This window comes from Micromonospora sp. NPDC005710 (assembly GCF_040630995.1).
Classification (GTDB): Bacteria; Actinomycetota; Actinomycetes; order Mycobacteriales; family Micromonosporaceae; genus Micromonospora.
The window spans coordinates 20,202-34,817 of the sequence record NZ_JBEXYP010000009.1 but is presented as its reverse complement, the minus strand read 5'-3'; the positions used below and the strand labels follow the sequence as shown (position 1 = coordinate 34,817).

Below are 14,616 nucleotides of genomic sequence, written 5' to 3'. Positions count from 1 at the left end.
TGCCGGCGGCGGGGCGTTGGGCCCGCGCCGCCGGCACGACTGGTGGTGGGTCAGAGGGCCGCGCACTGGTTGGTGCGGGGGCCGTTGACGGTGTTCGCGATGCCGAGGTTGTGCGGGGTGGGGTTGTTGCCGGTGCAGTTGAGGGGGCCGCGGATGGTGGTGCCGGCGAGCACTGGCGTGTCGGTGCCGGTGGTGTTGCCGGACAGGTCGGTGGGGCCGGCGATGGTGGCGTCGATGATGGAGATCGTGTCGGTGGTGTTGGTGAGGCGGACCGGGCCGTTGATGGTGCTGTCGGCGAGGAGGATGCCGGCGGCGCCGGTGGCGGTCAGCGGGCCGCTGATGGTCGTGTTGGTGGTGACGAGCGCGGCGCCGGCTCGGACGGTGACGGGGCCGTTGATGGTGGCGTCGTCGGCGCAGGTGAAGCCGGTGACGGTCAGGGGTCCGTTGCGGCGGCCGGTGAGGGTGGGGTGGACGCGTTCGCCGTCGGTCAGTTTCTCGACGCCCAGGGTGTCGAGGAGCAGGGGGATGAGGCCGCGTTCGGGTTGGTTGAGGGGTACGTAGTGGTCGTCGCCGATGGTGATGACCTTCCAGCCGTGGGCGGCGATGCGGTGGGCGACTGTGGTGCCGACGCCGCCGGGGCCGTCGGTGCGGGTGCCGTTGTACTGGGCGTCGGTGAGTTTGTAGGCGCAGGGCGGGGTGTCGAGGATCAGGTCGGCGGGGGGCGGGTCGAGTGGTGGTGGGCTGTCGCCGGGGTGGGGCGCGGGGTGGGCGGGGATGGGGCGGGAGCCGCGGAAGACGAGCCGGCCGGTGTTGGCGGCCTGGGTTTCGATGGCCTCGGCGCGGGCGTTGAGGATGTCGGCGCGGTCGGCGCGGTGGTAGTCGAGGAACTGCTGGAACGTCCACAGGGCGGAGTAGGTCTTGCGGCGTCGGTTGTTGGCGGTGTTGCCCTCGTCGGGGCGGGTCTGGCCGCCGGAGCTGCGCAGTTCCAGGAGGGAGTTGGTGACGTTCTTGAGGCCGAGGGTGTTGCGCAGGATGGTTTCCTCGCTGAGCCCGACGTTGCCTCCGCCTTCGCAGCCGTAGGGGCAGGCCCACCAGCCGGCTTCGGCGCCCTTGGTGTACATGTGGCCTTCGATCATGTCCTGGGACTGGTCGAAGATGGGTTGGGCGACGTTCTGGTGTCGTGGGGGCAGCATCGGCAGGTCGCCGGCGCGGGAGTTGCCGAATTCGTGGCCGTCGTAGCCGGCGACGGGTCGGTAGTCGCGGACCATCCTGATGTACGCGGTGGTTTCGGTTTGGCGGATCAGGGAGTAGTCGCGGTTGAGGTCCTGGCCGGTGGAGTTGCCGCGGGTGTTGTTGGCGCGGCCGTCTCCGTTGATGGTGGGGACGATCAGGACGGTGGTGTGGCTGAGCAGGTCGGTGATGCGGGGGTCGGTGCTGAAGGCGAGTTGGCGGGCCATGATGAGGCAGGCTTCGCGGTCGCCGGGTTCGTTGCCGTGCACGTTGCAGTTGATGGCGACGGGTGCGGTGGCGGCGACGGCTGCGGGGGTGGCTGGTGGGGTGGGGTGGCCGATGACGAGCATGTTGATGGGTCGGTTCTGCACGGTGCGGCCGAGTTCGACGACGCGGACGCGGTCGCTGAGGGTGTCGATGGCGGCGGTGTAGGCGTACTCGTCGGTGTCGCTGGTGTATTGCGCGGCGTGGGTGGTCTCCCATTGGGTGCGGAGGTTCTCGCCAGGGGTGTCGGGGTTGCCCCAGGGTGCGGTGGTGGTGGCGGTGACCGGGTCGGAGTAGGGCTGTTCGGTGGTGCCGGTGCGGGCGCGTACGCGCCATTGGAAGGTGTCGCCGGGGTGGTAGCCGGCGTCGGCGAAGGTGGGTGTCTGTTGGTTGATCTGGCGGTTGGGTCGCCAGATGCCGACGATTGTGGGTTGGCCGGTGGGGGTGTCGTCGGCGTCGACGGGGGTGCGTTCGATCTGGTAGTCGGTGGCGCCGTCGACGGGTTGCCAGGCGAGGGTGGTGTATCCGTCGGCCTGGTGGGCGGTGAGGGCGGTGACCTGGTCGGGTGGTGCGGCGGTGGCGGGGGTGGGTGCGGCGGTGGTGAGGGTGACGGCGATGAGGGTGGACACGGCGATGAGTGTGGGTCGCTGGCGTCTCATGTGGCCTCCGACGAGTTGATCGTGGCGCGTATCGACCAGCATGATCGTCGGAGTTCGCCGATGCAATGATCTTGAGGGAATCTTGCGACTTGGTGGTCCGCTCCCCCGCCGACCCGTGAAAGGCCTGGCGCGGTGAGCGCCTGCGCGGTGTCGGGACGGTCGTCAGCCGAGGTCGATCAGCAGGGGGCGGTGGTCGGAGATGGTGGACGCCGGGGCGGTGACGGCGCGGACCGGTGGGAGGGCGGTGAGGGCGTGCCGGTCGGCGAGGATGTGGTCGAGTTGGACGCGGGGCTGCCCGGAGGGGTAGGTGGGGAGGCGACCCAGGGGGCGCCAGCCGGAGATGAGCCGGGCCGCTCCGGCGGGCAGGTTGAGGTCGCCGAGCAGGACGCGGGGGCCGGGCAGGGCGCGCAGCGCGCGGACGGTCTGGCGTAGTTGGCGGGCGTTCCAGCCGGGCACGAACGACAGGTGGGTCGCGGCGACGGTGAGGGGACCGTGCGGGGTGTCCAGGACGGCGGCGAGGACCACGCGGGGTTCGTCGTGCAGCAGGATCAGGCCGCCGCGGGGGCCGGGGACGTAGACCGGTGAGCGTACGGGCGCCGGTGTGAGTCGGGTGATGTGCCAGCTGCGGACGGGGTGTCGGCTGATCAGCCCGATGCCGTAGCAGGGTTCGCCGTGGCCGTCGTCCTCGTGGCGCAGCGGGCGGAACTGTTCGCCGGGGGTGCCGACGACGGCGGCGGCGAAGCGGTGGTGGGGGGCGAACAGGGCGCGGGCGGCGATGGCGGTGAGGTCGAGGTTGCCGCTGCGGCGTTGGTCGCGGTCGACCTCCTGCAGGGCGAGCACGTCGGCGTCGAGGGCGCCGATGGCGGCGGTGAGGCGGTCGGAGTCGACGAGCCCGTCGGTGAGGGACCGTCCGTGCAGCAGGTTGAAGGTGGCCAGGCGCACTCCTGCACTTTACGTGCCCGTGGCATGGTTGCCGGGTGGCGAAGGTGTTGATGTGTTCGGTGCTGGTGTTCGTGGCGGTCGGGGCGTTGGGGGTGTGGTTGCGACGTACGCGGGGCCGCTGACCGGGTGAGGCTGGCCACTCGGGGGCCGGTGGGGCGGGTCGGGTGGGGAGAATTGCCGCCCGTGGACGCCGTGACGCTGAGTACGCTGCTGGCCGCCGCCGCGATGGCGGGGTGGGTCGATGCCGTGGTCGGTGGTGGTGGGTTGTTGCTGTTGCCGGCGTTGCTGGTGGCCGCCCCGGGGTTGCCGGTGGCCACGGCGCTGGGCACGAACAAGTTGGCGGCGATCTTCGGTACGGCCACGGCGGCGGCGACGTACGCCCGGCGGACGACACTCGACTGGCGGGTGGCGGGGCCGGCGGCGGGGTTGGCGGTCCTCAGCGCGGGCGTGGGCGCGGCGTTGGCCGGGGCGGTGCCGGCGGCGGCGTACCGGCCGGTGGTCCTGGTCGTGTTGGTGTCGGTGGCGGTGTTCGTGTTGCTGCGTCCCCGGATGGGGGTGGTGGCGGTGCCGGCGAGGCGCACCGCGGTGCGGGTGGCGGCGGTGATCGCGGTGGCCGGGGTGGGCATTGCCCTGTACGACGGGTTGATCGGCCCGGGCACCGGCACGTTCCTGGTGTTGGCGTTCACCGCGCTGGTCGGTGCGGACTTCGTGCACGGCTCGGCGATGGCGAAGGTGGTCAACGCGGGGACGAACCTGGGTGCGTTGGTGGTGTTCGGGGTGACCGGGCACGTGTGGTGGCTGCTGGGCGCGGGCATGGCGGTGTGCAACATCGCCGGCGCGGTGGTGGGTGCGCGGATGGCGTTGCGCCGGGGTTCGGGGTTCGTGCGGGTGGTGTTGCTGGTGGTGGTGGTGGCGTTGGTCGCGAAGCTGGGTTACGACCAGTGGGTGGCACGCTGATGGCGGTGCGCGCGGAGCACGACCGGGTGGTGCTGGCGCGGTTGCTGGGGCGTGATCCGGTGCTGCACGCCTACCAGTTGGGGGATCTGGACGATTTCTTCTGGCCGTACACGTCGTGGTTCCGTCGGGGTGAGCAGGTCGTGTTGCTGTACCACGGTGCGGATCGGCCGACGCTGCTGGCGTTCGCCGCGCCGGCGAACACGGCGGCCATGTCGGTGTTGCTGGCGCGGGTGGCGCCGGTGTTGCCGGCGAAGCTGTACGCGCACCTGTCCCCCGGGCTGACCGACGCCCTGGCGGGGACGTTCCGGACCGACGCCGGTGGCCGGCACCACCGGATGGCGTTGACCGACCCGGCGCGGCTGGCGGGGGTGGCCACGGCGGGCGTGGTGCTCGGGTCGGCGGATCTGCCGGCGCTGCGGGAGTTGTACGCGCGGGCGTACCCGGATAACTGGTTCGACGAGCGGATGCTCGGCACGGGGCAGTACCTGGGGGTCCGCGAGGGCGGTGAGCTGGTCGCGGTCGCGGGGGTGCACGTGTTTTCGCCGGCGTACGAGGTGGCGGCGCTGGGCAATGTCACGACGCATCCGCGGTGGCGGGGGCGGGGGTTGGGCGCGGCGGTGGTGGCGGCGTTGTGTGTCCGTCTGCGGGACCGCGTGACGCACGTGACGTTGAACGTGAAGGCCGACAACGCGGCGGCGGTGCGCCTGTACGAGCGGGTGGGGTTCACCCGGTCCGCCGACTACGACGAGTGGACGTTGTCGGCCCGGTAGCAGGTCAGCCGCGGCGGCTGGGTGAGTCGAAGCGCCCGGCGCGGATCTCGCGGAGGGCTTTGCGGCGGGTGTCGCCGCGCAGGGTGTCGACGTAGAGCCGGCCGCCCAGGTGGTCGGTCTCGTGTTGCAGGGCACGGGCGAGGAACCCGCTGCCGCTGATGGTCAACGGCTCGCCGTGCTGGTCGACGCCGTGGGCGGTGGCGTGCAGGGCCCGGACGGTCGGGAAGTACAGCCCGGGGATGGACAGGCAGCCCTCGTCGTCGTCCTGCAGCTCGTCGGACAGTTCCAGTGTGGGGTTGATGAGGTGGCCTCGGTGCCCGTCGGCGTCGTAGACGAACACCCGGGCGCTGACGCCGATCTGCGGTGCGGCGACGCCGGCGCGGCCGGGGGCGCCGAGCAGGGTGTCCATCAGGTCGGTGACGAGGGCCCGCAGGTCGGCGTCGAAGGCGGTGACCGGTTCGCATTCGGTGCGCAGGACAGGGTCGCCGATGATCCGGATGGGCCGCATGGTCATGCGGTCAGGGTATCGCCTGTGCGGTGCCGACCTCAGCGCCCGGCCAGGGTGGCGCGGATCGGGGTGGTCTTCGCGGCGGCTTCGGCGACCTCGGCGTGGGCGTCGCTGTCCCAGGTGATGCCGCCGCCGGCCCAGGTGTGCAACCGCCGGCCGTCGGCGGCGGCGGTGCGGATGGTCAGGCCCAGGTCGACGTGGCCGGGGGTGACCCAGCCCAGCGCGCCCATGCTGGCGCCCCGCCCGACGGGTTCGAGGGCGTTGATCTGGGTGAGGGCGGCGAGTTTCGGGGCGCCGGTGACGGAGCCGCCGGGGCAGGTGGCGCGCAGCAGGTCGGCGAGGCCGAGGCCGTCGGCGGCGGCGGCGCGGACTGTCGACTCGGCCTGCCACAGGTCGCACCAGCGGCGGACGGCGAACAGGTCGTCGACGGTGACGGTGCCGGTGCGGGCGATGCGGGAGAGGTCGTTGCGGACCAGGTCCACGATCATGATGTGTTCGGCGCGTTCCTTCGCGCTGGTGAGCAGTTCGACGCGGCCGGCGGCGGTGGCCGGGCGGGTTCCCTTGATCGGCCGGGTGATCACCTGCCCGTCGGTGACCTCGACGAGGGTTTCCGGGGAGGCGCAGCCGATGGCCCAGCCGTCGCCGGTGAGGACTCCCCCGTAGCGGGCGCCCGGCAGCGCGCCGAGGCGGCTCAGGGCGGGCAACGGGTCGCCGGTGTAGGGGGCGCTGGCGTGGCCGACGAGGTTGCTCTGGTAGACGTCGCCTCGGCCGATGGCGGCGCGGACCGCGTCGACGGCGGCGGCGTGCTGCGCGGGGGTCCAGCTCTCGGCCCACTCACCGAGCCACCACTGTGGCGCCCGGTCGGGCCGGGCGGCCCGGGTGGGGCCGTGCTGGTAGACGACGACGGCGAGGTCGGGCAGGGCCGGCGCCGGTTCGGGTGCCCCGGTGGGGGCGCCGGCCAGCAGCGCCCCGGCGGCGGCGGACAGATACAGTGCCGCGCCGCAGGCACCGGTGCCGTGCGGGCCGGCGGCGGGTCGGGTCAGGTCATGCAGGGGCAGGCCGTGCGCGGCGAGGAACTCCTCGGCGAGGGCGGCGGGGTCACCGCCGTCGCCGAGGGACCAGTGCAGGCGGGCGCGTTCGGTGAGTGCGCCCCGGCACGCGGGCGGCGCGGCGGGCACCTCGACCCGTGCGGCCGGCGCAGTCGGGCCGCCGCTCACCGCATACACCTGTGGGAGCGTTTCCACGCCGTACGGTCCAACCTTCCTCATCCGTTCAGTGGATTTCCCGTGCACCAGGTGGGCACCTGGTCGATGCTGGACACTTTCGCTTGGTACTGTGCGTCACTGGTCATGTGAACCATGACACAGTGCCCCCACAGTCCGGAGAACCCGATGTGCCAGCACCAACCGACCTGCCCCTCCGCTGAAGCCACCGACCGGGAAGCCGCACGGGTCCTCGCCTGCTTCCGTGAGCAGGGCTGGAGCCTGCTCTGCAACGGTGTCATCGTCTTCGAGGACACCGGCGAGCTGCTCCCCGACGGCAGCAGCATCGCACCGCACCGCGGCCCCGCCCGCCACGCCCTCGTGGCCTGACCGACCACTCAGCGTCACCGAATAGCCGCCGTCGACTCTGGCCGAGTCCCCCGGTAAGGGACGCCACGCCAGGTCGCAGCGGCTGCCGGGACGGCTCGCAACCGCCCGCCCCGGCACGCCCGTCGCCAAGCTCAGTCTTCGAACGCCTCCGGCGACGGGCACGAGCAGACCAGGTTCCGGTCGCCGTACGCGCCGTCGATACGCCGCACCGGCGGCCAGTACTTCCCGGCCCGGTCCACCCCGGCCGGGTACGCGCCCACCGACCGCGGGTACGCGTGCGACCACTCGTCACCGCTGACCATCGCCGCGGTGTGCGGCGCATTCGCGAGGGGATTGTCCCCGGCCGGCCACGCCCCGGACGCCACCTGCTCGATCTCCGCGCGGATCGCGATCATCGCGTCACAGAACCGGTCCAGTTCGGCCAGGTCCTCGCTCTCGGTGGGCTCCACCATCAGCGTCCCCGCCACCGGGAACGACATCGTGGGCGCGTGGAAGCCGTAGTCGACCAGCCGCTTCGCCACGTCGTCGACGCTCACCCCGGTCGCCTTCGTCAACGGCCGCAGGTCGAGGATGCACTCGTGCGCCACCAGGCCCTTGTTGCCGGCGTACAGCACCGGGAAGTGCCCGCGCAGCCGCGCCGCGACGTAGTTCGCCGCGAGGACCGCCACACCGGTCGCCCGGGTCAGCCCCTGCGCGCCCATCATCCGCAGGTACGCCCACGGGATCGGCAGGATGCCCGCCGACCCGTACTTCGCCGCCGAGATCGCCGGCGTCGCGTCGACGTGCGCGCCCAGCGGGTCACCGGGCAGGAACGGCGCCAGGTGCGCGCGGACCGCCACCGGGCCCACCCCGGGGCCGCCGCCGCCGTGCGGGATGCAGAACGTCTTGTGCAGGTTCAGGTGTGACACGTCCGCCCCGAACATGCCGGGCTTGGCGAACCCGACCAGGGCGTTGAGGTTCGCCCCGTCGACGTACACCTGCCCGCCCGCGTCGTGGACCTTCGCGCACAGCGACGCGATGCCCGTCTCGTACACACCGTGCGTCGACGGGTACGTCACCATGATCGCGGCGAGCGCGTCGCGGTGCTTGTCGATCTTCGCGTCCAGGTCGACGAGGTCGACGTTGCCGTCGTCGTCGCAGGCCACCACCACGACCCGCATGCCAGCCATCACCGCCGACGCCGCGTTCGTGCCGTGCGCCGACGACGGGATCAGGCACACGTCGCGGTGCGTGTCACCCCGCGACGCGTGGTACGAGCGGATCGCCAACAACCCGGCCAGTTCCCCCTGCGAACCGGCGTTGGGTTGCACGCTCACCGCGTCGTAGCCGGTCACCTCGGCCAGCCACGACTCCAACTGCCCGATCATCTCCCGGTACCCGGCGGTCTGCGTGTCCGGCGCGAACGGGTGGATGTTCGCGAACTCCGCCCAGCTGACCGGCTCCATCTCGGTGGTCGCGTTCAGCTTCATCGTGCACGACCCGAGCGGGATCATGCCCCGGTCCAGGGCGTAGTCGAAGTCCGACAACCGCCGCAGGTAACGCAGCATCGCCGTCTCCGAGTGGTGGCTGCGGAACACCGGGTGGGTCAGGAAGTCGGTCGCGCGCGTCAGGTCGACCGGCAGGGCGGCGTCACCGTCGGCGTCGAACGCGGGCACGTCGAACGCCGCCCACACCTCCCGCAGGTGCGCGTCGGTCGTCGTCTCGTCGCAGGACACCCCCACCCGGTCGGCGTCGACCAGCCGCAGGTTCACCCCCCGCCGCGCCGCCGCCGCGACGACCCCCGCCGCGCCGCCCGGCACTGTCGCGGTGACGGTGTCGAAGAACGCGACGTCCGCGACGTCCACGCCACCGGCGCGCAACCCGGCCGCGAGCCGCGCCGCCATCGCATGGGTACGCGACGCGATGGCCCGCAGCCCGTCCGGGCCGTGGTAGACGGCGTACATGCCGGCCATCACCGCGAGGAGCACCTGCGCGGTGCAGATGTTGCTGGTCGCCTTCTCCCGCCGGATGTGCTGCTCACGGGTCTGCAACGCCAACCGGTAGGCCGGGTTGCCGTCGGCGTCGCGCGACACCCCGACGAGACGCCCGGGCAGCATCCGCTCCAGGCCCGAGCGCACCGCCAGGTAACCGGCGTGCGGCCCACCGAAGCCCATGGGTACGCCGAAACGCTGGGTGGTGCCGGCGGCGACGTCCGCGCCGATCTCCCCCGGTGCGCGCAGCAGCGTCAACGCCAGCAGGTCCGCGGCGACAGTCACCAGGGCGCCGACGGCGTGCGCCGCCTCGACCAGGCCCGCGTGGTCACGCACCGCACCGGACGCCCCCGGGTACTGCAGGTGCAGGCCGAAGAACTCCGCCGGCAGCTCGTCACGCTCGACGTCGAGGACCCGCACGTCGATGCCGAGCGGCTCGGCCCGGCTGGTGATCACCGCGATGGTCTGCGGCAACGTGTCGGCGTCGACGACGTACACCGGGCTCTTGCTCTTGGAGGCCCGCCGCGCCAGGGTCATCGCCTCCGCCGCCGCGGTGCCCTCGTCGAGCATCGAGGCGTTCGCGGTGGCCAGACCCGTCAGGTCGGTGACCATGGTCTGGAAGTTCAGCAGCGCCTCCAGGCGACCCTGACTGATCTCCGGCTGGTACGGCGTGTACGCCGTGTACCAGGCCGGGTCCTCCAGGACGTTGCGGCGGATCACCGCCGGGGTGTGCGTGCCGTGGTACCCCAACCCGATCATCGAGACGGCGACGGTGTTGCGGGCCGCGAGGGCCCGCAGCTCGGCGATCGTCTCGGCCTCGGTGGCCGGGTCGGGCAGGTCGAGGGTGCCGTGCCAGCGGATCACCTCGGGGATCGCGGCGTCCATCAGCTCGTCGATCGAGTCGTGCCCGACGACCTCCAGCATCCGACGCTCATCGTCGGGACCGGGACCGATGTGACGGGTGGCGAACTGCTCTACGGTCATCAGGGGCACTCCCGGGGCGAGGTCGACGTGTCGGCCTCCCCCTCTGTCGCACCCGCTCGGGGCACTCCACAGTGCCTACCCACGAGGTCCTTTTGCCTGAGAGGTTCCGGGGAGGATTTGCCCCTTCGGCGCCGCCCTGCGTGCTGTCGGGCGGTCTCTCCCACGTGGGTGTAACCGGCGTGCTCAACGCTACCAGCGTCGGTGTTTCCGGCGGATGTCCTACCCCCGGGCTGCGTGCTCACCTCGACGGGCCCCGCACTCTGACGGGTCGCACCGTCAGACGGCCAGCGACGTCCCGGCGCCGACCCGTGCGGCCAGCTGCGGCAGCACCGCACCCAACGGCGCGTCGACGCACACCGTGGCGTGGCCGTCACCCCGGGTCGGCCCCTGGTTGACGATCGCGACCGGGATGCCCCGTTTCGCGGCCCGAATCACGAAACGCCGCCCCGACATGACCGTCAACGACGACCCGAGCACCAGCAACGACCGGGCCTGCTCCACGGCGGCGAAACACCGCGCCACCCGCTGCGGCGGCACCGTCTCACCGAAGAACACCACGTCCGGTTTCAGCATCCCGGTGCCGCAGATCCCACAATCCACCGGCCGGAACGCCGCCACCTGCTCATCGGGGAGATCAACATCACCGTCCGGGTTGACCGCGGCGACACGGGCCACGAAGTCCGGGTTCGCCTCGCGCAACCGCCGGTGAAGCTCCTCCCGGGAGGTCAGGTTGCCGCAGTCCAGGCAGGTCACCTCGTCGAGTCGGCCGTGCAACTCGATCACCGACGGGCTGCCGGCCGCACCGTGCAGACCGTCGACGTTCTGCGTGATCACCGTGTCGACCAGGCCGGCGTGTTGCAGCGCCGCCACCGCCCGGTGCCCGGCGTTGGGCGCCGCGCCCGCTATCAACCGCCACCCCAGGTGACTCCGCGCCCAGTAGCGCCGCCGGGCCAGGGCATCACGGGTGAAGGCCTGGAACGTCATCGGCGTGTGCCGTCGCGCCACCCCGCTGGGCCCCCGGTAGTCCGGAATCCCCGACTCGGTGGACAGGCCGGCGCCGCTGAGCACCACCACCCCACCACCGGCCACCAGCGGGGTCAACGCCTCGAGGCTCTCCATCACCTCTCCATGCTGCCTCAACCCGTCCGCCAACGCCGAGCCCCACACCAGGTGGGCTCGCCCACCCGCCCCCGGGGGCTCGGCACCGGCGACCCCCCTACGCCACTGTCACGTCGGCGACCACGCAGGCGATGTTGTCCGGCGCCCTCTCGGCCCGCGCCAGATCGATCAACGCCCGCACGGTGTCCCCAGGACCGACCGTTCCGGTCAACGCCGACCGCAGGCCGACCCGGTCGACGACCGCGGACAACCCGTCGGAGCACAGCAGGTACCGGTCACCCGGCAACGCGGTGCGCAGCGCCAGATCCGCCTCCACCTGCCGACCACCGCCGAGGGCGCGCACCAGCACCGCCCGCTGGGGATGCGTCGCCGCCCGCCCCGGGTCGAGACGACCCTGATCGACCTGGGCCTGCACCCAGGTGTGATCCTGCGTCAACAGCGACAACTCACCACCGCGCAGCAGGTAGGCGCGGGTGTCACCGACGTGCACCAACGCCAGCCGGGAACCGCTGAACAGCAACGCCGTCAACGTGGTCACCGGCTGGTCGTCGTCGGTGGCCAACCCGTGCACGGCACGGTCGGCGTCGCTCACCGCCGCGGCCAGCAGCGTCAACAGGTCGGCGGCCGGCACGTCGGACAGTGTCAACCGCTTCAGGGCGTCGACGGCGGCGACACCGGCGGCCGCACCGCCGGGCCCCCGCATCCCATCGGCCACGGCGAGCAACCGATCGCCGGCGTACGCGGTGTCCTCGTTGCTGTGGCGTACCAGCCCGGTGTCACAACCGGCGGCACTGCGCACGACAACGGCGGGACTCGGGTCGGACATGGTGGCGCCCCCTTCAGACAGGTGGTCCACGAGGAGGGTGGCGAGGCGGGCGCGCACCGCGGTGTCGGCACTGACCTGCCGCCAGTACGCGCTGATCGCCTCAGCCGCCGCCGCGGGTTCCAGGCCACACACGACCCGGATCGCCGCCAACGGCATGCCGAGCCGACGCAACTGGGCGACCAGCCGGGCCACCGGCAGCTGAGCCGGATCGTAGAGCCGGTAACCGGACTCCGGATCGACAGCGGCCGGCACCAGCAACCCACCCCGGTCGTACAGGCGCAACGCCTTCGGCGTCAGCCTCGCCGCCCGGGCGAACGCCCCGATGGTCATCAGCCCCACGTCGACATCCTCCTCGGACCGGTCACGGCGACCGGCACCCACCAGGCTCGGGGTTACCCGAAGGGCAAGGTCAAGCCCGCGGCGGTGGGTTCTGCGCATCCGCGTCGTCAGACCGCGGCGCCGCCCGCAAGGACAGCGTCGACCGGGCCGCCGCCGCGTTGCTCGCCGACGCCGCCACCCGCGCCGGAACGCACCGCTACCTCCTCGTCTCCTCTACGAGCGCCTTTGCTCTGCACCCGCCCACGCGCCAGTCACGGACGGTGCGTGGCGCACGGGCGGGTGCAGAGCAAAAGGGGGGCGGCAACCGGAGTGACGACGTCGCCCACCTCCGCGCCGCCCTGCGCGATCGACCACGCACCACAGGCGCCCCATGGAGCTCGTCGACGGACCCACCCCGATGGCCGACGCCGTCCGCGCCGCCGCCACCTGACCGGCCCTCCGCGTCGACCGCCGCCCTGCTGGCCACGGTCGTTGTCGCGAACGGCGGGCGTCAGCCGCCCGGACCGCGTGCGGCCACCAACACCGGCCCACCGGGAACGGTCGGGAAACGGCGCACCTCACCCAACCCGGCCCCCGCCAACACCTCCGCCATCCGGTCCGCGTCGAAATCATTGCCGCCGTTACGCACGGCGTTCCACCGGTCCACTGCCGCCCGCAACGGATCCCCCGCCGGCGGGTTGGTGCCCGCCACCAACCAACCACCAGGTCGCAACGCCCGCACCAGCCGGGGCAACGCGACAGTCAACGTCTGCTGGGGAAGAAACGGCGCCGGCAACCACACCAGGTCGTACCCGCCAACCTCGGTCACCTCCGCCACGTCCTGACGACGCAGGCTGATCCGATCCGCCACGTCACGCGCCTCGGCCAACTCCCCACCGGCCAGATCCAACGCCCGTTGCAGCACGTCGATGCCCACCACCGACGCCCGGGGCAACGCCCGCGCCACCGCGACAGCCAACGCCGCCACACCGGTGCCCACGTCCAGCACCCGCGCGTCAGCCCCGTCCAGACGCTCCGCCAACCCCGCTAACTCGGGCACCACCCGGGTCGCCAACGCCCGACCGGTCGCCGCCGACGCCCGACCCTGATGCCGCAACACCTCGTCGTCCACCTGCGCCCAACCCGACCCGACCAGCCCGGACGGCTCCTGCGCCGCCGCGGCGACCGCCTGCCGCAGCGAACTCAACCGCGCCTGCACCGCACTGCGCCCCGTCGGCCCGTCAACGGCCACCAACGACGGGTGCGCAACCGGCATCCCGCCATCCCAGGAGAGCAGACCAGCGGCCTCCAACACCGCGCTGCGGTGCGGCGACGCCGCGACGACCTCGGCGAGCGGGGCAGAAAGGGCATCACTCATGGTGCCCACCGCGGCCGCCAGCGCCCACGCCGACGCCTCCAACGCGGCCAACGGATCCGGTGGTGACACCGACACGACAGCGCCTTCCCCCACGGGCAGGCGCACAGGTCAGCCCGCCGGACCCCTCCGACTATGCCACCGGCAGCCCGCCCCCGGGGTGAGGTCCGCGCACGTCAGCGGACCCCACCCCGGGGACGACTCAACGCTGCTGGTGCCGCGGCAACGCCGACTGACCCACCACACCACCCACGAACGGCGCCCCCGGCGTCTCCGCCGCGATCCGATCCATCGTCCGCGCCAACTGCTCACTGCCGTCGTCGAGATGCCGCGCCGCCGCCTGCATGTGCGACACCATCATCTCCCCGAAGATCCGCAACGCCTCCCGGGTCGCCACCGTGTCGTCGAAACTCGACCCCGACGCGCTGCGGTACTCCGCCACCGCACGCTCCGCCTCCTGCTTCGCCTCCGCCTCAGCCGCGTGCAGGTAACTCTCGTACTGCACCCGGGCGTACTCGGCCACCCGACGCGCATAGTCATGCGCCTGGGCGATGATCTGCTCGGCCTCCCGCTGCGCCGCCGACAGCAGATTCACCTCCCGCGCCGCCGGGACCTTCGCCGCCGCCCCCGTACTCGGAATCACCCCGTGCCGGTGCAACTCCACCCGGTCGGTCAGCCGCTCGTTCTCCGCCCGCAACGTCGCGATCTGCGTCGCCAACAGGTCCAACTCGTCAGCGACCTGCACCCGGAAGCGGTCCACGTCGGCATTGTCGTAACCCCGCCGCGCGAACGACGCCGCGCCGAACTCCCACCGGCGAACACGATCGGCGGTCATCCGCACCTGCACACCGCCGGAAACCTGCACCCCGTCATACCGGCTGATCGGTGTAGCACTCACCTGTGCAGACCCCCGTTCGCGACTGCGGGGCTCGCAAGCTCACTCCTCGCGCTCACCTGACCCGCCTTCCGTTCGCGACTGCGGGGCTCGCAAGCTCACTCCTCGCGTTCACCTGACCCGCCTTCCGTTCGCGACTGCGGGGCTCGCAAGCTCACTCCTCGCGCTCACCTGACCCGCCTTCCGTTCGCGACTGCGGGGCTCGCA

General features: G+C 72.3%; 12 protein-coding genes and 1 riboswitch. Of the genes, 3 read left to right on the top strand and 9 right to left on the bottom strand.

Going from position 1 to position 14,616, the window contains the following annotated elements; genetic code table 11:
• Positions 1 to 50: 50 nt before the first annotated feature.
• Together ABZ406_RS14430 and ABZ406_RS14425 are read right to left on the bottom strand one after the other, a co-directional pair.
• Positions 51 to 2,153, bottom strand: coding sequence for a M14 family zinc carboxypeptidase (locus tag ABZ406_RS14430; protein ID WP_357760583.1), 2,103 nt, complete (start codon positions 2,151 to 2,153; stop codon positions 51 to 53).
• Positions 2,154 to 2,315: 162 nt separating this feature from the next.
• Positions 2,316 to 3,095, bottom strand: coding sequence for an endonuclease/exonuclease/phosphatase family protein (locus ABZ406_RS14425; protein ID WP_357760580.1), 780 nt, complete (start codon positions 3,093 to 3,095; stop codon positions 2,316 to 2,318).
• Between the two features lie 183 nt (positions 3,096 to 3,278).
• Here ABZ406_RS14425 and ABZ406_RS14420 point away from each other — a divergent pair, with 183 nt between their 5' ends.
• Both ABZ406_RS14420 and ABZ406_RS14415 read left to right on the top strand, forming a co-directional pair.
• Positions 3,279 to 4,052, top strand: a complete 774-nt coding sequence (locus ABZ406_RS14420; protein WP_357760577.1) for a TSUP family transporter — start codon at positions 3,279 to 3,281, stop codon at positions 4,050 to 4,052.
• Entirely contained in the window at positions 4,052 to 4,822 is a 771-nt protein-coding gene (locus tag ABZ406_RS14415) for a GNAT family N-acetyltransferase (RefSeq protein WP_357760574.1), read from the top strand. Before ABZ406_RS14420 ends, ABZ406_RS14415 begins: the two co-directional genes overlap by 1 nt.
• Positions 4,823 to 4,826: 4 nt before the next feature.
• On the opposite strand, the gene def is transcribed toward ABZ406_RS14415, so the two are convergent.
• Positions 4,827 to 5,336, bottom strand: a complete 510-nt coding sequence (gene def / locus ABZ406_RS14410) for a peptide deformylase (RefSeq protein WP_357760571.1) — start codon at positions 5,334 to 5,336, stop codon at positions 4,827 to 4,829.
• A gap of 32 nt (positions 5,337 to 5,368) precedes the next feature.
• Positions 5,369 to 6,625 (bottom strand): chorismate-binding protein, encoded by a 1,257-nt coding sequence (locus ABZ406_RS14405; protein WP_357761163.1) that lies wholly within the window; start codon positions 6,623 to 6,625, stop codon positions 5,369 to 5,371.
• 96 nt (positions 6,626 to 6,721) lie between these two features.
• Here ABZ406_RS14405 and ABZ406_RS14400 point away from each other — a divergent pair, with 96 nt between their 5' ends.
• Complete coding sequence (locus ABZ406_RS14400) at positions 6,722 to 6,922, top strand: DUF5999 family protein (protein WP_007460326.1); 201 nt, start codon at positions 6,722 to 6,724, stop codon at positions 6,920 to 6,922.
• Between the two features lie 131 nt (positions 6,923 to 7,053).
• On the opposite strand, the gene gcvP is transcribed toward ABZ406_RS14400, so the two are convergent.
• From gcvP to ABZ406_RS14375, 5 genes are all read right to left on the bottom strand, one after another.
• Positions 7,054 to 9,876, bottom strand: coding sequence for an aminomethyl-transferring glycine dehydrogenase (gene gcvP, locus ABZ406_RS14395; protein ID WP_357760568.1), 2,823 nt, complete (start codon positions 9,874 to 9,876; stop codon positions 7,054 to 7,056).
• Positions 9,877 to 9,950: 74 nt separating this feature from the next.
• A riboswitch (glycine riboswitch) is annotated at positions 9,951 to 10,049 on the bottom strand.
• 103 nt (positions 10,050 to 10,152) lie between these two features.
• Positions 10,153 to 10,995 (bottom strand): NAD-dependent protein deacetylase, encoded by an 843-nt coding sequence (locus ABZ406_RS14390; protein WP_357760565.1) that lies wholly within the window; start codon positions 10,993 to 10,995, stop codon positions 10,153 to 10,155.
• A 97-nt stretch (positions 10,996 to 11,092) separates the two neighbouring features.
• The gene (locus tag ABZ406_RS14385) at positions 11,093 to 12,160 is read right to left on the bottom strand and encodes a MerR family transcriptional regulator (protein ID WP_357760562.1); all 1,068 of its coding nucleotides are present in this window, start codon (positions 12,158 to 12,160) and stop codon (positions 11,093 to 11,095) included.
• A 490-nt stretch (positions 12,161 to 12,650) separates the two neighbouring features.
• Positions 12,651 to 13,592, bottom strand: a complete 942-nt coding sequence (locus ABZ406_RS14380; protein WP_357760559.1) for a class I SAM-dependent methyltransferase — start codon at positions 13,590 to 13,592, stop codon at positions 12,651 to 12,653.
• A gap of 124 nt (positions 13,593 to 13,716) precedes the next feature.
• Positions 13,717 to 14,412: a cell division protein DivIVA gene (locus tag ABZ406_RS14375; RefSeq protein ID WP_357760556.1), complete on the bottom strand. Its 696-nt coding sequence runs from the start codon at positions 14,410 to 14,412 to the stop codon at positions 13,717 to 13,719.
• Positions 14,413 to 14,616: the final 204 nt, after the last annotated feature.

Excerpts from the sequence above, each read along its gene's own strand:
- ABZ406_RS14430 (WP_357760583.1), bottom strand. The coding sequence starts at position 2,153 with ATGAGACGCCAGCGACCCACACTCATCGCCGTGTCCACCCTCATCGCC.
- ABZ406_RS14415 (WP_357760574.1), top strand. The coding sequence starts at position 4,052 with ATGGCGGTGCGCGCGGAGCACGACCGGGTGGTGCTGGCGCGGTTGCTG.
- def (WP_357760571.1), bottom strand. The coding sequence starts at position 5,336 with ATGACCATGCGGCCCATCCGGATCATCGGCGACCCTGTCCTGCGCACC.
- ABZ406_RS14400 (WP_007460326.1), top strand. The coding sequence starts at position 6,722 with ATGTGCCAGCACCAACCGACCTGCCCCTCCGCTGAAGCCACCGACCGG.
- gcvP (WP_357760568.1), bottom strand. The coding sequence starts at position 9,876 with ATGACCGTAGAGCAGTTCGCCACCCGTCACATCGGTCCCGGTCCCGAC.
- ABZ406_RS14390 (WP_357760565.1), bottom strand. The coding sequence starts at position 10,995 with ATGGAGAGCCTCGAGGCGTTGACCCCGCTGGTGGCCGGTGGTGGGGTG.